We start from the raw sequence: 23,815 nt of genomic DNA, 5'->3' as shown, positions 1-23,815 counted from the left end.
CAGCACGGCTCCAAGAACATATCTTCGGCTGGAATTTCAGTAGAGCCAGAGAATCCCGATTTTTTTGACCAATCCGTCACATGGGTTAGTTGTTGGAGTGAATAATTAGAAATCTTGTACTATGAAGGCCGCAGTTACTAATTCTGGCTCTTCCGGCGTGACATGTTTTTCTTCTTCAAGTCGGGCGAGTTCCTCATCTTGTTCGCGTCGGAGTGTCTCAAGCTGCCGTTTCGCATTCCCAATTGGCGCCGACATATCCTCACCTTGTTCATCACGTGTTTGGTACGTCTCAAGTCGATCTTCCCATCGGTTGATCTCTTCCTCGAAGTGCCGCTCTGCATGTTGGCGTTTGATTTTCGTCTCGCGTTCGCGCTCTTCACGGGCCTCCTGAGCGAACGACTCGACTTGGTTCCAAGCCTCCATCTCCGCTTGCTGATGGAGGTCATCAGCCATCGATGTCAGCCGGTCGAGTCCCTCGATAGCATTTGCTTCTGAGGGTGGTAGGGTATCGACTATCTCGGGTGATGACGTGGCGACCGTTCCATCCGTGGTGACGTATAGGCTAACGAGCTTCTCAGTAACCACATCTCCAGCTCCGGAGATGTAGCCGAGTCGGTAGGTGAAACGAATACCGGGCGCAGCATCGTCTTCGGTCGTCTTGAGGGCAATTCTCCCCTCCACACGGTCTGAGTCGAGACAGAAATCGATGAGCGACTGGACGAGCGGGTGGTCAAGCGCGATGAAGTCGACGTCGTCCTGTTCCATCGCGACCTCTCTCGTGAACGTCGCCATGGGATATCGCTGCTTGACCTGGTCGCCGGAGAGTACGTTGGGAACATCCAGCTGATAGACATCGCCACCGGAGCGAGCGGGTCCGGGGCGGACACCCTTGATGTCTCCCTTGAAGACGTCGAAGAACTCGCGGACGAGGATCTCAATGTCGTCTTCGCTTATCTCACCGTGTTGACTCCGCTCGATGACGTCGAGTATCTCCTTGTCCTCGTCCGAAAGGTCGAACCGGTCACGGATGAGGAACTGCTCTTCGACCGTCTCCAGAGCCTCTCTACGTTCTTCTATCGTCGCCTCAATGTTCGCGACGACTTCACCGGTGGGCGTGTCGTTCGCAATGGCGGCCATAATCGTCTCATCGAGGTCGACGTCTTCGAGGACGCGACCCATCACGTCGGAGCGCATCCCAAGGTCGGCCTCGATCTGGTCCGTCTTCTCGAGGAGCAGCGAGAGGATCTCGCTCTCGCGGGTATCCTTGAAGAAGAGGTTGCGGATCTCGACGGTGTGTTCTTGGCCGTACCGGTGGAGACGACCCATCCGCTGGTCGATCCGTATCGGGTTCCACGGGAGATCGTAGTTCACCATGATATGGGCGAACTGGAGGTTGAGTCCCTCCTGTGCCGCGTCGGTTGCGAGCATGATGTTGGCCTCCTCCTCGAACTGCTCCATCTCTCGGCGGCGACGGTCTTGATTGAGGTCGCCGTACACCTGCGCGATGTCGTGTTCGGGAAAAATCTCGTCGCGAAGGTACTCGAGGGTATCCGTGTACTCGGTGAAGATGAGAACCTTCTCATCGGGATCCTCGCGGAGGATCCGGCCGACGAACTGCTTGAGGATTTGAGCCTTCGAGTCAGTCTCGATGGCCTTGGCCTGCCGCCAGAGCTCTTTGACTCGGTCGAGTTCCGCTTGTACCTGGTCGGGATTCTGCGTGATTGTGACGTTTTCTAGGGCCTCCTCGACCCGATTGCGCTCGGCATCGGTCAGGGTCTCTGGTTCGGTGCTGTACTGGGGGATGAGCTCTTGGACGTCGTCGGGGAGCTCCTGTCCGGTCCCTTCGTTCTGAATGGCTCGCATGCGGTTCTCGAGGGACTTCCGGATGGCGTAGATGCTCGACACCAGCCGCTTTTGGTAGATGACCATCGTGAAGCCGGCGGCCTGGTTCTCTTCCTGGCGGGCGAGGTTGTAGTACTCGCGGATGTACTCGGTGACATCGTCGTACAGCTTGCGCTCGGCTGGGGACATCTTGACACCGAGCGCCTCGATGTTCTTCTCGGGGAACATACGGGTCCCGTCCGTCTCGTACATGTCGTCCTTCAGCCGGCGGATCATCAGGTCGTCGAGGGCCTCAGGTTCGATCTGGGACTCGTGGCCGAAGCGGTACGGGTCGAGCAGGCTGATGAGGAAGTAGAATTGGTCGGACTTGCCCTTGTGTGGGGTCCCGGTAAGCAGGAGCAGGGCGTCGGAGTTGTTCGCGACGGCCTCGCCGACGCGGTAGCGCTGGGTGCGTTCCATCGAGTTGTCGCTCGACCGTCTGGCGGTCAGGTGGTGTGCTTCGTCGAATACGGCGACGTCCCATTCGGGTTCGAGGTTGTCGAGCGCGTCGATAGGCGAGACAGCGTCAGAACCCGTCTCGTCTGTGGACTGCTTGGCGAAATCCACGGAGGTGATGATGAAATCCTCCTGTGCCCAGACGTTCTGGTTCGGATGCGACTGGCGTTTCGACCGGACGGTTTCGCGGTCGTAGATGACGAAGTTCTGGTCGAACTTCTCGCGCATTTCTTCCTGCCACTGGACCGTGAGTGGAGCGGGCGCGACGATGAGGACACGGTCGGCGCGACCTCGAGCGATGAGCTCCTCGATGACGATCCCGGCCTCAATGGTCTTTCCGAGCCCGACCTCGTCACCGATAAGATAGCGGTGGTCGTACGAATTGAGGATCTCGTAGGCGGCTTGGACCTGATACGGTTCGATCTCGATGCGGTTGTTCGTCAGTGAAAGGAATCGGTCGTAGCGGTACGCGAGATCGAGGCGGGTTGCACGTTCTCGAAGGTCATGGTGGAGTGGCTCGTCGACGTGCTTGGCCGCGAGACGGTCGACAATGGAGTCAATCTTCTCGATATGGGGTAAGCCGCTCGGAAGCTTACGGAGTTGACCTTCGGTAGTGTAGACGTGGAAGAGTTGACCTCCGTTTGGACGATCCTCCACCTTTGTGATCTCTCCTTGTCCCCCAGCGAATTTGATATGATCGCCGACCTCAAACCTGGTCACTTCTGACTAATTTTATACCATCCGACCGTATTTATCTACCTGTTGTGAACGCAGAATTGGTGAATGTGGTTGCAGGAGGCAATCTGGGAGTTACCGTCGATCTTCACAAACTCTCATCTCAAATTAGCCAATATTCAGTAAATTATGAACCTGAAGTATCTCCTGGTCTTCATTTTGAACTACCCCAAAGCGGTGTAACTGTTATGATATTTGCTAGTGGGAAGTATCATCTTACTGGCGGCGAAGGAATTGATCAAATCCATGAGGCATATGATGAAGTAATAGATATAATTGGAGAGTATGTTAACGAAAATATAAATAAAGAAGATCCCGATATTCGAAATTTGGTTTACCGCGGCGATTTTGAACGCGAATTTGATCTATCAGAACTAGCGACATCTCTCGAGGATGCTGATTACGATCCAAAAAAACAACCTGGACTTAGGTGTCGTCTCAATAACCAATCTGGGTTAATAACTATTTTTCGAACTGGCCGGTTTACTATTGTGGGTGTTAAGAATAAAAAAGAAGGAAATCGGCTACTCCATGAGCTTGAAGCGAAGATTACTGAATTAGTGTCCAATTAGGCCGGATGAATCATATTCTGACTCTACAATCTTTTTTTCTTCGTCAGTCAATTCATACATGTCATATACGACCTGATCGATGATTTCGTCAGCGGTTGTGAGTTCTGACTCCAATTCTCGTGCTTTCTCCCAAATATCTATATACTGACTCAATCCTTGCTCAACATCAGATATTTCAGGAAGTGATAGGCTAGATACACGATCGTACAAGCTATTATTTTTTGTTGCAGTTTCTCTAAAGTTTGCGAAGCCGCCAGCTTCATCGATCGCATACGGAACAAACTGCTCGACAAGCGCCTCCTGCCTCTCGCTTAAGCCGACGAATTCAATAACTGGAATAGGCTCTGTCTCAGTATATCCCCACTGATCGGTCTCATATTCATTTTCGTTCTCGGGTTTATATCGAGCAGTAACTTTCAGAATGAGCTTTCCGTTTTCTCGCTCGATCATCCCAGTACCAACTCGCAGATTTTCATAATCGTCACTTGTAGAACTGATAATAGAATCTGATACTCTTGGAGCAGGTTGGGAGCCCGAGAATTCGGCAAGTTGTACACCGAACGAATAATCTCCGAGGTAGTCTGGGAGATGAGTATTGAGCTGTTTCCTCTCACTGCCCAATGACATCATTTTTGAAGATAATTCTGACAGAACATCTTCAACAGAATCTGTGGGATCAATACTACGGTCTTGGATCCAGTCTAGTGACTTTCTATCAAGATAATCACTTATTGATGAAGAGAGAACATTCGATGAAACTATTGGAAGTGATTTTAGATGAGTTTGTTTGACAGCTCGGTCTTGGTAATTTTGGCGATAGTACCAATCCATCAATTTAGAATTGATTATTGCTAAAGCAGTTCCCACCTCAATCGAGCCAGATTCTGGAATTAATATTACAAGATTTTTCTGGACATAGTATTGATTTGTGTCTAGTACAGCATTTATACGCCTCTTCATACCATATGTTAATAGTTGAACTAGTATTTTCTCATCAACTTCGAAAATCCACTGTTCACGAGGGCGCCCAGCATCAGAATACGATTTCATCAGATCAACATCGTAATTGACCCAACTACCGCCCCAAGTGAGACCATATCGGCTGGTATCGCGTTCAAACAAGAGTTTCTTATGATTTTCATCTCTCTTTTCCTGAACCATGAATTTCTCGTCGTCACCGGTAACCAGCCCAGTTCGGAACTCCATGAGTTCTCCCAATTTTCTCTTCGAATCATCCATTTTATCGACAATTGACTGGCTACTTTCTGAGGTGAACAGATCGAATGACTCTACTGAGAGACGAGTGCTGTTATTTGTTATGTCATGCAAATGTTTGATTTCTTTTGATCCAGAATCGTACTGGTGAATCGAATATTCAGATTGTACTATATCCTCAGATCTTTCACAGATATAGATGAGCGTATTTATTGTCACTTCTGGGAAAACTTCTGCATCGGAAAGATCAACGACGTCTCTTAGATTCGTATTTTCCAGTAGATGCTTCCGTGTCTTCTTAAAGAAGCTGTTAGTCAGGAAGGTATTTGGAATAATGAGCCCTAAGTTCCCTGTTTGACGAATGACTTCAATAGTGGATTCCAAGAAGAATTTATAGGAGTCGTAATCTCCCTCAGAAACACGGTATTGGCGATCCAGATAATCTCTGTATCCTGTAGTTACTGAACGCCCATACGGCGGATTCCCGATGACTGCATCAAACCCTGGATTCGGGGACTGCGATCCAGTCTCTTCATAAAATACTTCAGGAAATTCTATCTTCCAGTGGAAGTATTTCGTATCCTCTGCCCATGCTTGTGCGTCTTGGAACCACTGGATCTGCTCGATTCGCTCCCACTCATCATCGTCTTCCATCGCTGCTGCCATCCTCTCATATGCGTCGCTAGGGAGATTGTTGAGGCCAAACTCTTCAGCGGTGTGGACGTTCGCCATCGCCTCTAGGCGCTGTCTGAGCTTGTTTCGCTCGAACTCGTCATACTTGGACTCCATTTCCTTGACGTCCGCGAGTTCTTGGTTCTCGATGGCGATGAAGTCCTGGTAAATCCGCATCAGCTGCTCAATCGTCCCCTTTCGAGCTACACCGAAATCTGCGAGTGAAGCGTTCTTCTCGTCGCCACCACTCTCTGACTCCAGTTCTTCAATTTCCTCGATGTCGCTCCCGACGAGCGAATTCCCGGTTTTGAGGTGATGGTCGAGGAAAGCAAGTGGTTGCTCCGCGGCAAGCGTTCGTAGCCATAGAGAGACCTTAGCCAACTCAACGGCTAGGGGATTCAGGTCAACTCCGTAGATACAGCGCTGGGCGACTTGCCGACGTGCCCAGTTGATATCATGTTTTTTGTCGACAGTTTCGATACCCTGCTGTGCGGCCTGCTTTTCTTGAGCGTCGATAATCTCGCGAGCCAAGTAGTCAATAGTACTCGTGAGGAAATGTCCACTCCCCATCGCCGGGTCGAGAATCTTCAAATTGAAGATACGCTCAGCAAACTCTGCAGCGAATCCACGATCATCTCCCCGAGCACTCCGACCGGCGAGATCCGCTCGTATGTCGTCGATTAGCGGTTTGAGCGTGTTCTCGACGATGTACTCGACAACGTACTCGGGCGTGTAGTACGATCCAGTAGCCTTCCGCTCACCGCTACCAGTCGTCAGGTATACCTCACCATCCTGTACAACTACATCATCGCCCTCATCGACACTCACGTACTCACCGCTGTCTAGTGATAGTGGTTCGTCGGCGACGTTGAGCTGGTACTCTAATAGACCCTCATAGATGCTCCCGAGGTGACGGACATCAAGCGAGGAGTAATCGACGAAGATCTTTCCACCGCCGTTGCTGTTCTGGCTTCGAGTGAGGAGTTCGACGACCTTCGCCAAGTAGGCGTCACCCACATCGTGATTGGCTAGGAACCTCGCCTCAGGGCTGTCGTCCTCGTCCGGATCAGTGCGGAATAGTCCGCCATTGTAGGCCGGAATGTACAGATCCCCCTCCGGAATGCCACGGGATTTGCTCCCTTGGTCGATTAGCATGAAGAGCTCGTCTAGCCGCGTCTGGAGGTTGTTCTGCCAACCACGGTATTTCGGATCCCCACTATCGAGTTCTTCACCGATCTCCTGTTTGAGGGAGTTGAGGCTGTAGGACTCCTCATAAATGTCGTTACTTGTGTCCAGCAGCTCACGCCCCTCGGCTTCTGCGTAAAGAACGAAGATGAGTCTGTAGAGGTAGATGAGCGAGGAGTCGTGGATGAGATCGAGATCCTCCTCATCAAGGTCGTTATCCGGGTACTGGAGATATCCCTCCGAGAGAATCTTGATAGCCTCGTAGATGTTGTCCTGTAGGTCCTCACCCAGTTCCTGGGCGAAGACATTCGACTCGCCATAGACATCGTCGAGGAAGCAGTCGCCGCCGGCGTCCTCAAGGAACGCGCTGTGCCGGAAAAAGAGGTAGAAGTATTTGAAGTCCTCAAGATCCCCCTTCTCGAGGACCGTGGGAAGATCGACCTCGTAGTAGGAGTCGAGACGGTGGCTCGTCGGCCCGTAGTAGAGCCGCCACTTCTTCCCGTCCGTCAGCACCGCCCATCGGGCGGGTGTCTCCTGGAGGTAGACGTGGATCTGGTAGCTCGGGTTCTCGAAGTCGCGCTCGTGCTCTCCGCTCCCCCGCGTGTCGAGCGGGCGTCCCCAGCGCTTAGCGTCGGCGACAGCAACCGCGTTCTCGTAGAAGTCTTCACCCCCTTCGCGGCGCTCGAAGGCGTCACGCGCGGCGTCCTCGGTCTCGAAGAAGCCGTAGTCCGGGCGTCGCTGCGTCCGGCTTGTGCTCTCCTCGACCTCGAAGGGAATACCCAGCTTCCGGAACATCGGTCGGATGAACTTCTCTTCCAGCTGGGACTCGTTCCGCTTCGGGGCCGTGCTCTTCTCCCGTTCGTAGAGATCAACGATCTCGTCGTACGCGGCTTCTAGTTCGTCGTCGTCGACCTCGTCCCACTCCTCCGTCTCGGGGAGATGCTCGTCGAGGTAGTAGTTAGAGAACAAGTCACGGTTCGTGCGGTAGGTGAGTGAACTTTGCATCCGTCAGGCAGGGGTTACAATGAGAAATTCGTCCGAATCCTTGCTGTCGATAAGGGCATGCGCTACGGCGCTCGCGTCGGCGACTTCGACGTCAACCGCGTCACCGATCTCGAGACCGAGTTTGTCGAGTTCGGAACCGGAGACGTTGATCCGCCCCGAGTTCCCGGCGTTTCGCCCGACTTGTTTGCGGGTCATCACGTATGACACGGTCGAATACGGGTAGCCGTATAGACTTTTCTTCGACTAACCATTCCAATGATCACTCTCAGCTAAGCCTCGAAGTTCGACCGGATCCTTTCATCCAGGTCATCCCTCATATCATCCTGATATGCCAGATATGTCTCAGCATTCCTCATCCAACCTTTCAAACCAGATGGACTGGCTTCTGGGGATTCGATAATAACCGAGCGAAGCTCAGAACAGACCGTCTCGATTACCTCTATCAGTTCTACAGGATCCATCGTCGACAAGGTCCAATCCGGCGTCTCGAAACTGTTTGCGGCCGTAGTACCTGTCGACCTCAAAGCGTGATCGGGTTCCGACTCCTCTGCACAACGGAGGACGATCGACCCGTGACCTCTGTAGGAATGGTCGTTCATTTTGGTGTAGTCTACGAGTTGCTCTGTCGTATCCTCTGAACCGAGACAGGCCAAGAGCTGGCCCAAGTAGAGCGTGTGGTTGCTCTCCATTGAACGGATGTTCGTGTTCTCGATCGCATGGAGAAGCGGATCCTTTGACTCCATCTTCCACACCCAGAACGAGCCGAGATGTCCGTTGTTCCACGAACTCTGGACAAGGAAGGCCAACTGCTCCTCAGCTAAATCTAATTGGGCTGTGTTGAGGTAGTAGTCGTACAGACTTTCTTCGCTACAGCAGTGTCGGTCTCTACGCCTCCATTTGGTCACGTCCGCGTTCAATTCCCGGGATACGCTGTCAAGTTCGATAGGATCGATCAAAGAAGACTGGATATCTGGTCCGTCCTCGCCGGGACTCACAGGAATCACGTTGTCATCATCTTCCGCATCGACTTCTCGAACCTCGCCCAGATCCCTGAGGTAGTCAATATTCATTCCGACCACCTGCTGGATCCCATCCGTGATGTAGTCACGCTCTTTTTCTAGGTGGAACTGGACGAAATCTTGGTAGTCCTCCCGTCGGGCCGGACGGTTTCTGTCCCCATCTCGAATATAGACGTCTCCCCGCGACAGTTCAGACCCTAACTCCCGGCTGATAGTGACCGGAGGTGAATCGTAGGCTTCGACGACGATAAGGCAGAGGAACGGCTCCGTATCGTCGTACTTGTGAATCTCGACGTCAGGAGTCGGTGTCAGGTAATCTGCCAGCGTGTTCTGAGGCGTGGATGTATCGACTTCCAATAGACTGGAATATCCACTGAGGTCTTCCGTGGTTCCGACTATGTCTCCGGAGTCATCTACACCGATTAGAATGTAACGTTCATCCTCGTTTAGGAAGCGAAGGCTGTAATCTGGCTGTAGAGTGACTGTGTTAGCCATCGCAGCGATATCCTTGACAAAATCCGCTTTCTTTTCGTTTCCACGGTCCTCGTCGATAGGATAGTGACGTTTCAGGTCAACCCAAGTGTGTTCGTCGCCGGTAAGTTCACCGGCCAGCTGTTCGACTTCCTCTCTAAGCATCTCTTATGTAACAAACAAATCTTGATCATCATATAGTCTGTGTAACTCGGGGGGTCTCAACCATGGAAGAGTGCGTAGCTAAAACCAACCACCCAAATAGAAAGAAAGCAGGCTCTGTTGGAATTCTCAAGCGGTGACAGGTTTTAGCGGGGCTGGTGAATACACAGCGCGATTCTCCCGTAATCAAAGCTAGAGAATTGAGAAAAAGTGACGTGTAAGCCGAACAGACCGGTTGTGTTTTATTGTGCGACTCACGGAGGATCTATCCACCCCTTGGTAAGTCGGTCCCAGCAATTAGGATGAAGCACATACTCGTCTGCTGCGTCTTCACCGTCGGTGCGATTGAGTTCAGCGTTGACCCATACCTGATCTGTCTGAGGGCTAAATCCGTTTCCACAGATCGCACAAAAGGGTAATTCCCAATCAGGTGTATCCTCCATAATCAGCCGATTGTGTACCAATTAACTTAATCCTCCGTTAACTGGATTATTATTCGTCAACTCCCTCGCATCCGGGCAGAGAGACTGTAGAGCGTGGTGACCGACTCATCCTCTGTATCTCGCACACCAATCCTATCAGCTCCTTAGGATTTCAACAGAGTCAATGGAGTTGTAGCCAATTATTTGCTTCCCACGGATGATTTCCACTCAAGCATGACCGGAATCGTGATCCTCCCCGCTGGTCGCGACGACGCGTTTGAGGACTACAAACAGTTCATCCGAGATGGGCACCCAATTGAGGATATTGAGTCCTACCTCAATGACGAGGATCTCGAACTGTTTCGGACGACATCTGACGACGATCTCGTCCACGTCTGGGGGACCTCAGTAGATGGGACGTGGCGTAACGTCGAACGCAACGACATCGCGCTCGTCTACCACGATGGCGCCTTCGTCGCGAGAGGCCAGGTACTCCAACTCCGACACGACCCTGACCTTGCGGAGTACCTCTGGAGAGAGAACGTTGAACACGGTCGTTGGAACGAGGAAAGCCCCTGGGAGTACATGACCTTCCTCACCGATATTGAGGAAGTTGACGTCGACATTGAGAAATTCAACGAACTCGTTGGCTACGACGAGACCTACCGCCCGCAGGGATTTACCCGAGTCGCCGACAAGCGCCTCAACCAACTCTCTGGCGAGGAATCCGTCGAGACCGCCATTGCTGACCTGACCGATGCCGGCGAACGTGTTCACCCCGTCGACGATGAAGACGACGGACCAACTCCCGACCTCGCCGACCAGCTCCGGGCGGCCAGCACGGACGAGAACGCCCACGAGGAGTTCGAGAAACTCGTTGCGAAGGCTTTCTCTCGGCTGGGCTGTGCCGCCGACTGGATCGAAGGAGGGGGTGATACCGACGTGGAGATCCGATCCCCCGAACACGTCGTTGTCGAAGTGAAGGCCCGAGGGAACGGGCGAGTCAACTTTCTAGAGGTCACCAACGTGGACAAACACCGGCGCCAGCGTGGGGCTGATCACGCCATCGTGGTCGCCCCAGGCTTTGCTCCGAAGGTGATCGATAACGCCGAAACGACCGAGCTAACGACCATCGCCGTTGACGACATCGTCGAGCTGCTCGATCACCGGGACGAGTATGCCGTCCCACACGAGGAGATATTGGCCCTCTTGACACGCTCAGGAGCCTTCCAGGACGACAGACTCGACCTCCTCAGTACATCCAGGACCGGATCGATGCTGGAGAAACCCTGCTTGCGGTCATCCGAGCTCTCGAGCGTGCCGACGGAGCCGTAGAGACAGCGGAGGACGTCCGGTGGATCGTCGTGGGCATGGAGGACTCGAACGATATCCCAACCACCGAAGAGATTCGATCCGCCCTCCAACTGCTCGCGCATCCCAGCGTAGGGGCCGTTGAGCAGGATGAAGAAGGGTATCGGGTGACGACTAACTACGAGAACGGGATAGAGTTGGTTCGATCTCTTGGAGATATCGTCCAACCACCGGGAAGGGAGGAGTAGATTGGGGCGATCCGGCCTCATCCTGATTACGTCGCCTCTTTCGTAGTCCCCTTGTTCTCTCGTGAATAGCTTCGGAAATGGTGGTGTGCGGATTCCCGCGATCACTCGTCAACAAAAGCTGCGGAAACGGTGGAGAGTTAGACGCGATCTATACCAGTTATTGAGCCCACACACCACTGCTTCAAGTGAAACAACAGACTCCATTAGCGATGGGTCTTTCCAGCAGTTTTCCATGAGAGTGAGCGATCTTAACCAACATACTTCGGGTTTTGCTATCTTTGTTGGTTAATCACAGCATCCTGCTGTCTAACTACCGAACGTCGGATATTACCTCGATCATACACTTGTCGGGTACACGTTTCTCTTGGGCGGCGATCTGGTTTCACACTACAGAGTCGGTGCTGCCAGTCGCTGTGATTGGCAAGAGGAGTGCGGGTCGTAGTGGGTGTGCTGGAAGAGGTTGATCGCCTACGTCCCCACACCGGCACTTCGAGTATTTCAAACTGTACACCAGTAGATCGACGCTGAGATCCAGCCGCTCTCTCACACTATCCGTTCGAGTGTAACCACCGACGCGGTCGCGAACAAAACTGCTCTCAGCGTTTGGTAAGAGTCTGAGCAACCGCTATCGGAGACACACCCACCACTGTTTCACGAATTTAGCGAGAGTATCGGAGAATGAGAGTCATAAACATATCTGGAGAGAGTAGATTCACGAATTCGGTTCCGGGGCAAGAGATACGCTAACTCATATAAATCCGCCTGACACCCACCAGTGTTTCAGGAATTAATTCAGCTGGACGAACACTATTCCCTAGAGTTCGAGTGAGTGCGTTACTCAAAACAGTAAAGTAGTTAACACTCGATTTTGGAGACCTGAGAAACACTACCTCGGAAGAATAGAGACCACACACGTCTCTTAAGAACTCGTCGGAGGAAGTAAACATGACATTCCCGGATGAACAGTTAAATCGAAGTAACGGATGCCGTTGGGACCCCCACCACTGTTTCATCAATTCACCCGAATTAGATATCGGGTCGAATACGAAGACGAGTCCCGCCAGAGTTATTTCTCTTATAAACCCTTCAAATGTAGGTTGTTATACTTGTTGTAACTGCTCTATCTACTCTCTTACTACTACACTTACTACTACTAAAGGAAAAGAATATATAATATAATAAGAGTCGCTGTGTCTTTAATCCGACTAAAATAGAGGTAACAGTGGTTGAGAACCGTGTCTTCGTAGTATAACGTGTGTTTCCGTCAGGATTGATCGTTCCTACTCTTTCGCACGAGAATTGCTGAAACGGTGGTGGGGGTGTGGTCTGTCTATTTCGTTTAGAGCCTCTAGTTGACGACATTCTAGACATTGCTGTAACCGGGGTTTTATTATCTCTTGCTCAGATGATTCCGCATATGACCCAGTTCTCGAATACCTCGCCTATTTTCCAACGAGAAGAGGTCCTTCGTGAGGAATACCATCCCGACAATCTCCCCGAACGAACTGACGAGATGGAAGATCTTCATATGTCACTAGCTCCCGCGGCTCGCGGAGTCGGTGCCAACAACGTGTTCCTCCACGGGAAGGCCGGTCAAGGAAAAACTGCCGCTGCGAAAGCCAAACTCTCCGAACTGCAGGCTCATGCCGAGGAAGAATCCGATCATCTGGACCTCACGACGGCATATGTCTCCTGTGAATCACATGATCTCTCAACGTCATACAAGGCCGCTTCCCGTATCTACCAGGAACTCACCGGCAACAGCCGGCCGACTGGTTACGCAACCGACGTCGTGATGGACATGATGTTCGAGGCGATGAACGAGATCGGTGGCACGATCATCATCGTCCTCGACGAAATCGATACGCTCGGAGACGACGACCGGATTCTCTACAGTCTCCCCCGAGCTCGAGCGCAGGATTACGTTGAGGACCACGTCTTCCCCAGCATCATCGGCATCAGTAACGACCTCCAGTGGCGGGATAATCTCAGTCCGAAAGTGAAGAGTTCGCTCTACGACGATTCCGTCCTATTCTCACCGTATGATGCGACGCAGCTCCAGCAGATCCTCCGCCGGCGCGCAGCGAAGGCGTTCCGCGATACCGAACTGACTCCGATCAACGAAGTCGACGCCGATGGAGTTTCGGAGGGAACTGTCGTCGAAATCGACCAATCCGGGCAGGAGTATCTGTTTCGGAGTGGTGTACTGACGGATGATGTGATCCCACTCGTCGCTGCACTTTCGGCACAAGATACGGGCGACGCTCGCCAAGCAATCAAATATCTCCGCAAAGCCGGCGAATTGGCGGATAAACACGGTGACAACCAAGTTAGTGCAGAGCACGCTCGTGAAGCTCAGGCGCTCGTTGAACGAGAAGCCGTCGTCGAGGCTATGCGTGAAATGACGACACAAGCTCATCTTGCCCTTGCCGCGCTCACTGCCCTGGAAATTTCCGGGGATGCTCCTGTCCGAGCTCAACCGATCTACGGCGTGTACAAGAGTGTCGCCTCACGAATTGATGCCGACAAACTCGGTCAGCGACGCTTCAAAGACCATCTCCGTGAACTCGACATGCAAGGTATCGCCGAAGGCGAAAAGGTGACCGCGGGTTCGATCGGTGGTCCTGCTTGGGAGTACCAGCTCCAGGTCGATACCGAGATCGCTGTCGAAGTTCTCAAGGATACGGCTCGGTTCGCAGATATCGATTTCGAACATATCAGTGCTGATCGACCGAACGCGTAGTCTTGTTGTTGGGGTGATTTTCGACTCCGTGTTCATCTCTCTACAACACCCCCCACCGTTTCAGCAATTTCAGGATACCCAGCGACCTCCTCTGCTCTTCTGAGGACACCCCACCATTTCGTGAATTCTTCCTGATAACACGTGTGGCGTGGGACTGTCTGCCTCGCGTGAAATCTCCGAAAGTGCTGAGCGTATTTCCATCTCAATCGTGCGGTGAGGAAGTCCTGCCCGGACTTGCATTCGACCGCGAACTGTGGCTGATGGGTGTTTACCATTATGTGTATAATCGGCCGGGATGGCGTAGTCTCCGGTCGAGAGTGTCACGTCCCGCGTCTCGACCGAGAGGGTATCGTCCACGGGCGCTGTTCGCGCGTATCCCGAAAGATCGTTGTTGGAATCCTGTCTCTCTGATTTTGACTATCGATCAGGGCTGGGCTCAGTATCACGGGTGAACGTTCAGCGAACAGCACGGAATTGCTCAAAACCCGGCCTTCTTCAGTTCGTCGAGAAACGCTGGCCGGTTCGAGTGCTTGTCTTTCAGGAAACCGACGAACTCCTCGAACCGCGCTTTGGGGACCAACCCCTGCATCTCCTCTAAGTGGTCGGCGATGTCTCGGTAGTGTCGTCGACCGGTGTCGCCGGCGGCAAACGGGACGAGCAGTTCCCGGTAGAGCTCGAAATACTCGGCCGGCGCAGTGGTCGCGACTGGATCACGGTACTGGCGAACTGACGAGAGGTCTGCGTTCTCTTTCAGTTCGACGAACGCCTTTTCGAGGTCGTCGTCGTGGACGTACAGTGCGACGAGGTCCTTCCTATCGTCCCGTTCGAAATGCCGTTCGAATTCCTCGTAGATCGACTGCCACTCCTGATCGTCACAGACCGAGTTCAGGTCATCGTACGCTGCCCACTCCATATGATCGAGAAACAACTGTTTCAGCGTGGTACGGTACTCGTCCATATCCCGGTCCTCGTAGAGGTCGGCAGCGAGCCAGCGAAGGTTACGAGGCGATCGGAACGTATGGATACCACCTTCGACGACTTCGATCGCACGGTCTTCGTTGCCCTCGTCGATCAGTCGTCGGGCGTACTCTTTGCAGAATCGTTTGCTCTCAAGGTGGATTTCCTCGTAGAGTTGCGAGAGGGCGTCTTCGTCGCCGAGTTCTTCGAGGATGTAAACGTAGGTCGAAAATATCCGACGCTTCTGGAGTGACGACGACATCTTCGTGTCGGTCGTTCCTGATTCGGTCGGTTCAACGCTAGCGGTGTGTCTCTCGACGGTCGTCGGTTCATCGATGCGTAACTTCTCGAACGCGTCACCGACGAAGTACTCGAGTTCCAGTGTCCCGACGGCCAAGTGTTCGACATCTATTGCTCCACCGGTGAACTCGTCGGTACTGAGCGGTCCGTCAGTAAAATCGGATACGTAGAGAACGTCGTCCGTCCGCTCGGGATTGTCTGTGAAATCGTCGTCTCTCGCTGATCCGTCGGATGTATCGACGCTGTCTTCAGTTTCATCTCGTCGGTCGTCCGCTTTCGAGAGTGACTTTCCCGACAGTACTGCGTCGAGCGTGACACCGGACACGTGTGCATCGAGTTGCTCCAGCCAGTATTCGAGATCGTCGTCCGTCGTGCAGAGCGTTCGGAGTGCGTCGTCGTAGTAGTCGCTGGCGAACCCGTGGTCTGCCCCGATGAACTCCGCACAGATATACTGGATATACGGCTGCTTTCGCTCGTGGTCGAACTCCTGTTCCGCGAGCGTCTCTGTATATGACTCGATAGCGCGTTCCAACTCGCGGCCGTAGTACCCGCTGCTGTCGTCGACCCGGTCCAGATTCTCCCGTATTGCCTCGGCAATCGCTCGGTAGACATCTGTCGCCGTATCGACGTGGCCTCGCTCTCTATGTGTCTCCGCGAGGTCGGTGTATTGCGAGAAGTCGATGTGCGTGTCGTGTTCGACCATTCCCCGGCGGCTGACAGCGTCGTCGAACAGACGATCGATCTCCTGTTTGTAGTCGTAGACAGTCTTGTCCGGGTCTTCGCCGACGAACGCGACGAATCGATCGCGGATATCTTGATCCTCCCCAACGATGTCACGCAGAAACGCTCGGAGGTCCTCGACGGTCGTCTGTTCGATCAGCGATTCGACATCGACCGTCTCGTCCCATTCGGGATCGCTCACCGTCTCGGTGTCTCGGTCGTCTACGGTGAGCAAGACCGCGACGACGTGTTTGCAGTCGCCCGCGTAGTTGTACGGACAACTGCAACGAGACCGGACCGCATCGTCCACGAGATCGATAGTGACATCGTAGTAGTTGGATCCCCGAACAGTTGCTCTGATCTCGTCGCCATCGATATCCAGCTCCTGCACCCGATCTTGGTGGTGATAATTGACACCGCGCTCGAAGGACTGTTCGGTACAGAGCGATCGTATTTCATCCCGAGTCGGGTAGTCCATGTTTTGTGTCTGTATACTATGGTACGTCCCCAAAACGTGACGCTGTGCTATCACTGACGTGCGTTGGTGCTTTGTCACTCAGCTAGCGCCCGACAGATTGAATCGTCCGACGGTCGTGCGTTCACGTACCGAATGCGGATCGAATTCGACGAGGGAACGCTCTTGCTCTACGATGCGCCTGAGGAGGTTCCACACGCAGAGTGGGACGACCGCGTCGATACGTATCGCGCCCAGGCGCATCGGTACCGGGCACTCCTCGAGTGGGCCGGACAGTGGAACGATGGCGATGGACAGGCTACCATCAATAGTGGATTCAGTCACGATGTCGAAGACGCTGCCAGAGCGTACCCGGACCTCGCACTGACACCTGCACTCCAGATCGAACCGCGTGAGTATCAGCAGGCCGCACTCGACTCGTGGCGTACACACGACCGGAAGGGGACGGTCGTCCTCCCGACCGGCAGCGGGAAGACGTTCCTCGGATTGCAGGCCATCGCCGACGCCGGTGTCAGCGCACTCGTCGTTACCCCGACCATCGATCTGATGAACCAGTGGCACGCCACGCTCACCAACGCGTTCGGTGAGCAACTCACCGATGAGGTCGGCGTCCTCGGTGGAGGGAGTCACGATATCGGCGCGCTCACAGTCACTACCTACGACAGCGCCTATCGCTATATCGACGAGTACGGCGACCGGTTCGGCTTGCTCATCACCGACGAAACCCACCATTTGGCGGCCGAGACGTACCTCCAGATTCCCGAAATGACGCTTGCACCCTATCGCCTCGGGTTGACTGCGACCTACGAACGCGCCGACGGACGAGAGACGCTACTCGAAGACCGTATGGGGCCGGTCGTCTACGAGGAAGATGTCGACGCCCTCGCCGGTGAGTTCCTCAGCGAGTACGAAACCATCCAGATGTCTGTCGACCTCACACCTGAGGACCGGACTGAATACGACGATGAGTACCAGATCTACCGAGATTATGTCGACAGTCACGACTTCGATCTCTGGAAAGAACAGGGGTACGCCGAGTTTCTTAAACGCACGTCCTACGACCCACAGGGACGACGCGCGCTCGTCGCAAAGCAGCGGGCAGAGCGTATCGCGCGGACAGCGACAAAGAAACTCGATACACTCGATAATCTTCTCAAACGCCACCATGACGACCGCGTCATCATCTTCACTGCGAACAACGACTTCGCCTATGATATCTCCCAAGAGTTCATCCTCCCGTGTATCACACACCAGACCGGCACCGACGAACGCACCGAGATTCTCGAACGATTCCGGAGCGGCGAGTACTCGATGCTGGCCACCTCACAGGTGCTCGACGAGGGGATCGACGTGCCAGCGGCCAACGTGGGCATCATCCTTTCCGGGAGCGCATCGAAACGACAGTACGCCCAACGACTCGGCCGCATCCTCCGCCCGACCGACGACCGCCAGCCAGCACGGCTCTACGAGATTATCGCGACCAATACGATGGAGACGTACGTCTCACAGCGACGACGTGAGGGAGTGAGTAGTAGTGCTGACAGCTGACCTCGCCCGGTCGCGAACACGCGATGGCGAAGTCCGCCCGCTGTTTATCGATATCTCCGACGAGCGGTATCGAGAGACAGCAGCCACGTTGATCGCGCTGTTTGAGGACCATCTCGGTGAACCAAAAGGCGAACTCGACGATGCGATCGACGAACTGACCGTGGCCGATACCGACTACAAGATCGTCCAGGGGTTGGCGAAACTCCTCAGAGACGAGTGTGAGTTCGAGCAACAGGCGGCTGCCAATCCGCGTGAGATCCGGAAGCGACTGTTCGAGCGAGCCAACGATCGCTACCCGATCGTTCGCCAGCCAACGCTCGGCGAAGACACACAGAAGCTGGAGATCTACAGTACGGTCGCCGACGAGTTTGGAATCTCACTCGAGGAGTGTTACCGGGGTATGTACGCGGATCTGGAGGACAACAAGCGGCTGGTTCGGTTCGGCGACCAGTCGATAGTCGAAGACGCCGACGAGAGCGAGAGTACAGCGACCACGAAACTAACGGGGAATAGCAAGCAGACGTACGACCAGCACGAGCAGACAGTCGATTGGCTGCTAGCTCGCTACAATCTGGCACTGGCACAGGCCGTGCTCTACGACGCCCCAAAGATGTACATCCGGGTGTGGGACAACTTCGGAACGGTGTTCAGCTATATGAAGCTGTTCGGGTTGATGCACCGGATCTATCCCATCGACCAGGACGGGACCCGCGTCGCGAGCACTGATCTGGCAGCGGGCTACGAGGTGGAACTCGACGGGCCAGTCTCGCTGTTTCGCAAATCACAGAAGTACGGCATCCGGATGGCGAACTTCCTGCCCGCGCTCCCTCTGTGCGACCGCTGGGAGATGCGCGCAGAGATTCTCGACGAGGGGTCGGCCGGTGACACCAAACAGTTCACACTCGATCACACTGATGGTCTCGTCTCTCATTACAGCACCGGTCAGCGGTTCGACAGCGACGTCGAGCGAACGCTTACACGGAAGTGGGAACGGGCGACTACCGAATGGGACCTCCAGCGCGAAGACGATGTCTTCGACCTCGGTTCCGAAGTGATGATCCCCGATTTCGCCATCGAACATCCCGATGGGCGGCGAGCAATCATGGAGATCATCGGATTCTGGACGCCGGAGTATCTGACATCCAAACTGGCGAAGATTCGGCAGATTGAGGCCGATAACTTCGTGTTAGCCGTCTCGGAGCGACTAGACTGTTCCGACGAGGACTTCGGAGACTCCGCGGATCGCGTGCTATGGTTCAAAACCGGAATGCACGTCTACGACGTGGTCGAACTGGCCGAGGAGTACGCCTCGCCCGTCGAAACAGGGCGCGACTGATCGCACTCAGCCCAATCGGTCGCCGTCGCCGTTCCAGTAGTGCCAGTCGTCGACTGCGTCCCGAGTGTCCTGATCGACGTCGAGCACTTCGAGTTGTGATAACGGGACACCGAACTCTCTGTCCATCCACTCAACGAGGACGAACATCTCACGACTACTGACGACTTCGTCCGTCATCCCAACGACAGGCACTTTTTCGACCTCGCGTAGCGGTGAGATCCCTCTCTCTTCGACACACCGCGCCTGGAAGGGGAACGTCATCTCGCATTCGAGGTAGTAGCACCAGCTAATCGCCCGCTCACTCGCGGTGTAGGCGTCGGTCAGTATCTCCCTCCGAATGCGTTTGTTCCGCTCTTTGTTTGTCTCCTGTGTCACGGTCGCTTCTCCGTGACGATCGCAGCCGTACCGGTCGACGTGATCGCGTTGTCGCCGTCGAGCACCTCGTCAAGTCTGTCTGGTTCGTAGACCTCCTTGACGATGCAGTAGTAGTGCGAGGGCGTCCCGAAGTCATAGACCAGACTGAGTCTGTCGCCCTCACCGAGTCGGGCCCGTTCGGCGACGTCCGTAATCGTCATTTCGCTCGCTCTCGTATACGTCCGGTCACCCGCTTCCTCGTACTGGTGGTTGGGAAGCACTCTGAGGCTGGAGTCTAAGTACTCGCCTTCGAGCCCGTACATCCGGAGGTGGAAGTCATCGAGCGTGGTGAACCGACACACGAGTCTGTCCAGGTCTGCCATCGTCGTCTCGGGTCTGACGACGATATCGTACCACTCGTCTCGCGCTCGACCCTTCTGCTTCCACCGGAGCCGATACCCGACGGATCCGATCTTCTCGGAGACGTTGTTGTCAGCCCGCTCCTGTTCGTCCGCCAGTGCGCCGCGTGTATTCGACCAGCAATACGAGCAGATTTCGTCCGGTGCGTCGCCCTCGAAGTCCGTTTTATTGATATCGTGGTGGGAGGCAAACTCCGCAAATGGGACTCGTTTGTCTCCTGGATGGCGGTTCCCTCGACTACACATCTTCTCGCCGGGACCACTGACTCCGAGTGAGAAGCGAGAGTCCGTTCCGTCTTGGCCGGCGTCCATATCGATGATATGCGCGACCGTTCCGATTCCGATCTCGATGACGAATCGGTCTGCTGGCTCGCTCATTGTTGATCACCGGTACTGAATGTGGATGCCGTGGTCACGATACAAGTCGTGGAACGTGACGAACCGCTGCCGGGAAACCGATTTCGACGCGTCAGGATCTATCTTGCGGCCGTGCTCGTCCAGCAGTTGGCCCTTCTCCTCGCCGGGGAACGGAAACGAGACACCCGAGGTCGTTGTGAACTCGTCGTAGCGAACGGGTCTGAAAAACAGCACGACCCCCGGCTCTGCGGTTCGGCTGAGGTTGACGTCCAAAAGCGTGAGTTCTTCGCGGTCGTTCAACAAGTCGGTTACCGTCAAACGGGGCTCTGACTCCCTGATGGATTCGACCTCGAACAGGGAGAGGTCAGCGTCGACTGTGGCTTCGAGAATGTCCCGTTCGGTTTTACTCTCCCAGCGCTCCGCTTCGAGGTAGCGTTCCGCCGTGGTGGTCTTGTCCCGGCGGTATTCGTACAGTGCGAACTCGAAGTGAGCCACCATCTGGGACTCGAACTCGTAGGCCAGGTTCAGTCCGTCAAATCCGATGTCCAGTTCCGATGCGGATTCGACGATCAGCTCGCGGTCGGAGTACGCCTCCATGATGTCGCTGTTCAATTGCGTCCCGACTTCCCGATAGGTCTTGTACTGGTCGATGTCAGTCATTACGAGACGGTATATCAGGGCGATATCAATATTTTCCGATGCCGAGAGTTCGACGCCATCACTGTTCGTATCGTTCCTCCAGATCGTCGAGTGCACGCCAGAACTGCTCGTCGTTGATCGGTGGCTCTGTCGTCGCTCGCCTCTCCAGCACGCCAGCGTACGTGTCGAACTCTTCGGGAGTCGGATCGGTCGCGAGGACGCAGTCGGCGTATCCGTCGAGTGCGGTCTGGATGGTTTTCGCGTAGTGGTTGTAGGCCCCGTCGATCCAGTTCGATTTCTCATCGACTTCCTCGAATATGGCCTGATACACCGTCGCAGCGGCCAGATTCCGGTCCCGATCGCGGTACTGCTCGGCGATATCGAAAAACCGGGAGAAATCGATTGCCTCGAACACGACCGGGTCAGCATGTTGTTCGAACAGTTGTGCTATCTCCTCGCGATACTCCTCAACTGACTTGTGATCGTCGCCGAACAGTGCGAGAAACCGCTCGCGAAACTCTGCGTGTTCGGCGAGTACGTCACGGACGAACCCACGCAAGTCGTCGGCCGACACGTCGTCGAGAACTTCCTCGACGCCTTTGCTCTCGTCTTCCGGCGGACCAGCAGCGATATCCAGCAACACGGCGACAACGTGTTTGCAGTCGCCGCTCCCGTCGTACGGACAGGTGCACTTCGTATCGAGACTGCGCCCACCGAACTTTATCGTCACGTCGTACAGTTTCGACCCGCTGACAGCCGCGGTAACGAGGTTTTCGAACCGGTCAAGCTGTTGGATACGTCCCTCCTTGCGGTACGTTTCACCCCGATCGAACACGGCGTCCGTGCTCCGATTTCGGATGGTTTCCTCGTCGACCCTCATGTTCCATCGTTCGCAGACGAGTCTAATCTAATTTCGGCTAGGTGAACAGCACATCAGCCAAACGTGTATCTCACTCTCGGTGACCCTTTAGGGCCGACTTTGCTCAATAGAGGTGCGATATAACATAACCGAAAGCGAATATCGTTGAGAATGCGGCGCACAAGATCGTCTACCCCCAAGACTAGCGCCGGCGTCCTCCTTCGAGATACACGACGAATTCTGTGTTGCGATCTTGTACTATGTTCCTTGGCTTACCAAGCGATTAGCGCGAAAGTGTTCGAATCACTTGGTAAGGTCGGCCCTTTGATGGAGCCGACAGCTCAAGTTATCTGGTTGTTCGTCACGAATATCCTGTTGAGACCTGGTACTTTTTCCACCCGTATGTATAGCTCTCGATTAATGAGCGACTGTCACTACTGCGAACAAACCTTCGAGAAAGAGGCTGCGCTCCGTGAACATCTCTATGAGGCCCACGAACGTGACGAACTGAGCCGGATTGACCGGAAACGTGTCGAGCAATACGGTGAGGAACACGGCGTAGATGAGAGTGGCAACGACACAGACGCGGATGCCAGCCAACCCATCCAACGTGAGCAACAAACAGACGATACATCAAACGGTATCTATCCTGCTGATGCGTGGGAACTCAGCGACGTCAAAGCCCTCTCTACGGACGAGATCACCGTGAAACTCGCAGACCACGGTATCGAAACGAACGAGACTGCGTTTCAGAAGCGGGTGGAAAACCACAATTCGGCGACTGCGCTCTCTGAGCAGTGGGAAGCCGAATACGAGGTTGATGCCACAGGCTACGATCAAGACTTTATTTGGATGGCGGCACAGGTACTCTGGAAGCGCTGGATACCGGATATCCCAAACACAGAACGGATCTACGACTTCATAGAGGAGGGACGCGACCTCCGAGAGAAGGGAAACGATGTTGAGGCCTGTGACCGATGGCTTACTGCTTGGGAGTACACAGTCGCTGTAACGCCAGACGATCTCACAACTATCGAAGCAGCAGATCAACGCCTCCCGGCATTTCTCTCTCTTGAGGCCTTCATTCGCTCGCTTGATAGCGATCTTGCCAGCGTGGCTGAGGATAATTCGGCGTATCATGAGAAACGCCTCGAATTCTGTCAGGAGGTCTGCGAGCAGTTCCCGGACGCTGATGACGAGTTCCTGCTTGACTTTCACCACTTTGTCGCCGATTCATTCGTGGAACTGGATAGAATAGCCGACAGCAGGGCCGAGCTCGAAGCACTCATCGAAGCGTACCCGGAGGATCCCTATGCGTACAAGAAACTCGCAGATAGCTACTGGCTTGATGACACGGCACAGCTAACGACTGAAGAGCTAGAACTGACTGTAGAATTATACCGAACGGCGCTTGAAGTTGATACTCCTCTCGAAGGAGCGCCGATGGTGACTGAACGCCTCAAGGAAGTCGAGAGCCGACTCGCTGACTGGGGCGCAGTCGATAAGCAGGAGGACTGAAGCGTCATGAAACTCACATACTACGCCGATATTCCAAACTCCCACGATCATGAGCAGATCGTCGATCTCCTATACACCATTTCAGAAAAGTACGTTGTGAGAGATCATAGTGGCGGGCTGCCCACTCCGTACTTATCGTCGGCTGTGACACTAGGCTCGAGAGATCTTAACCAACAGACTGGCGCTTCTGCCGCTATCTGTTGGTTAATTACGGAAAGAGCTATCACTCACGCCCG

Annotated in this window: 16 protein-coding genes; 7 read left to right on the top strand and 9 right to left on the bottom strand. The window is 54.2% G+C overall.

Going from position 1 to position 23,815, the window contains the following annotated elements; all coding sequences use genetic code 11:
* Positions 1–105: 105 nt before the first annotated feature.
* Complete coding sequence (locus tag ACZ5TV_RS12910) at positions 106–3,057, bottom strand: helicase-related protein (protein ID WP_379778305.1); 2,952 nt, start codon at positions 3,055–3,057, stop codon at positions 106–108.
* 44 nt (positions 3,058–3,101) lie between these two features.
* Here ACZ5TV_RS12910 and ACZ5TV_RS12905 point away from each other — a divergent pair, with 44 nt between their 5' ends.
* Positions 3,102–3,644 carry a hypothetical protein gene (locus ACZ5TV_RS12905; RefSeq protein WP_379778303.1) on the top strand — a complete coding sequence of 181 codons (543 nt, stop codon included), beginning with the start codon at positions 3,102–3,104 and terminating at the stop codon, positions 3,642–3,644.
* Here the strand turns inward: ACZ5TV_RS12905 and ACZ5TV_RS12900 are convergent.
* The 3 genes from ACZ5TV_RS12900 to ACZ5TV_RS12890 all read right to left on the bottom strand — a co-directional run bounded on the left by ACZ5TV_RS12900 (position 3,630) and on the right by ACZ5TV_RS12890 (position 9,376).
* Entirely contained in the window at positions 3,630–7,721 is a 4,092-nt protein-coding gene (locus ACZ5TV_RS12900; protein WP_379778301.1) for an Eco57I restriction-modification methylase domain-containing protein, read from the bottom strand. The two genes, ACZ5TV_RS12905 and ACZ5TV_RS12900, sit on opposite strands and share 15 nt — an antisense overlap.
* Positions 7,722–7,724: 3 nt before the next feature.
* Positions 7,725–7,916 carry a hypothetical protein gene (locus tag ACZ5TV_RS12895; RefSeq protein ID WP_379778299.1) on the bottom strand — a complete coding sequence of 64 codons (192 nt, stop codon included), beginning with the start codon at positions 7,914–7,916 and terminating at the stop codon, positions 7,725–7,727.
* Positions 7,917–7,990: 74 nt separating this feature from the next.
* A complete protein-coding gene (locus ACZ5TV_RS12890) occupies positions 7,991–9,376 on the bottom strand; it encodes an AlbA family DNA-binding domain-containing protein (RefSeq protein ID WP_379778297.1) in 1,386 nt (461 codons plus the stop codon).
* A 653-nt stretch (positions 9,377–10,029) separates the two neighbouring features.
* Here ACZ5TV_RS12890 and ACZ5TV_RS12885 point away from each other — a divergent pair.
* The 3 genes from ACZ5TV_RS12885 to ACZ5TV_RS12875 all read left to right on the top strand — a co-directional run bounded on the left by ACZ5TV_RS12885 (position 10,030) and on the right by ACZ5TV_RS12875 (position 14,097).
* The gene (locus ACZ5TV_RS12885; RefSeq protein ID WP_379778295.1) at positions 10,030–11,130 is read left to right on the top strand and encodes a restriction endonuclease; all 1,101 of its coding nucleotides are present in this window, start codon (positions 10,030–10,032) and stop codon (positions 11,128–11,130) included.
* 29 nt (positions 11,131–11,159) lie between these two features.
* Positions 11,160–11,354 carry a hypothetical protein gene (locus ACZ5TV_RS12880; protein ID WP_245202765.1) on the top strand — a complete coding sequence of 65 codons (195 nt, stop codon included), beginning with the start codon at positions 11,160–11,162 and terminating at the stop codon, positions 11,352–11,354.
* 1,417 nt (positions 11,355–12,771) lie between these two features.
* Positions 12,772–14,097, top strand: coding sequence for a Cdc6/Cdc18 family protein (locus ACZ5TV_RS12875; RefSeq protein ID WP_209486343.1), 1,326 nt, complete (start codon positions 12,772–12,774; stop codon positions 14,095–14,097).
* A 478-nt stretch (positions 14,098–14,575) separates the two neighbouring features.
* Here ACZ5TV_RS12875 and ACZ5TV_RS12870 read toward each other — a convergent pair whose 3' ends face one another.
* A complete protein-coding gene (locus ACZ5TV_RS12870; protein WP_209486342.1) occupies positions 14,576–16,552 on the bottom strand; it encodes an SWIM zinc finger family protein in 1,977 nt (658 codons plus the stop codon).
* A gap of 132 nt (positions 16,553–16,684) precedes the next feature.
* Between ACZ5TV_RS12870 and ACZ5TV_RS12865 the strand changes: the two genes are divergently transcribed.
* Positions 16,685–18,097, top strand: coding sequence for a DEAD/DEAH box helicase (locus tag ACZ5TV_RS12865; RefSeq protein ID WP_379778291.1), 1,413 nt, complete (start codon positions 16,685–16,687; stop codon positions 18,095–18,097).
* Positions 18,084–19,433 (top strand): DUF790 family protein, encoded by a 1,350-nt coding sequence (locus tag ACZ5TV_RS12860; RefSeq protein ID WP_007997472.1) that lies wholly within the window; start codon positions 18,084–18,086, stop codon positions 19,431–19,433. The genes ACZ5TV_RS12865 and ACZ5TV_RS12860 overlap by 14 nt, the downstream gene beginning before the upstream one ends.
* Positions 19,434–19,439: 6 nt before the next feature.
* On the opposite strand, the gene ACZ5TV_RS12855 is transcribed toward ACZ5TV_RS12860, so the two are convergent.
* From ACZ5TV_RS12855 to ACZ5TV_RS12840, 4 genes are read right to left on the bottom strand one after another with little or no spacing between them, the layout of a single operon-like run.
* The gene (locus tag ACZ5TV_RS12855) at positions 19,440–19,808 is read right to left on the bottom strand and encodes a calcium-binding protein (RefSeq protein ID WP_007997470.1); all 369 of its coding nucleotides are present in this window, start codon (positions 19,806–19,808) and stop codon (positions 19,440–19,442) included.
* Positions 19,805–20,584, bottom strand: a complete 780-nt coding sequence (locus tag ACZ5TV_RS12850) for a hypothetical protein (RefSeq protein WP_379778288.1) — start codon at positions 20,582–20,584, stop codon at positions 19,805–19,807. The genes ACZ5TV_RS12855 and ACZ5TV_RS12850 overlap by 4 nt, the downstream gene beginning before the upstream one ends.
* A 6-nt stretch (positions 20,585–20,590) precedes the next feature.
* Positions 20,591–21,223 carry a DUF7986 domain-containing protein gene (locus tag ACZ5TV_RS12845; protein WP_379778286.1) on the bottom strand — a complete coding sequence of 211 codons (633 nt, stop codon included), beginning with the start codon at positions 21,221–21,223 and terminating at the stop codon, positions 20,591–20,593.
* Positions 21,224–21,281: 58 nt separating this feature from the next.
* Positions 21,282–22,082 (bottom strand): SWIM zinc finger family protein, encoded by an 801-nt coding sequence (locus ACZ5TV_RS12840; protein WP_379778284.1) that lies wholly within the window; start codon positions 22,080–22,082, stop codon positions 21,282–21,284.
* A 399-nt stretch (positions 22,083–22,481) separates the two neighbouring features.
* Between ACZ5TV_RS12840 and ACZ5TV_RS12835 the strand changes: the two genes are divergently transcribed.
* Positions 22,482–23,579, top strand: a complete 1,098-nt coding sequence (locus ACZ5TV_RS12835) for a tetratricopeptide repeat protein (RefSeq protein WP_379778282.1) — start codon at positions 22,482–22,484, stop codon at positions 23,577–23,579.
* Positions 23,580–23,815 lie beyond the last annotated feature (236 nt).

It is taken from the genome of Halorubrum tibetense (assembly GCF_055396225.1).
The sequence above is the reverse complement of the archived record's forward strand: the minus strand, read 5'-3'. Positions and strand labels throughout refer to the sequence as shown.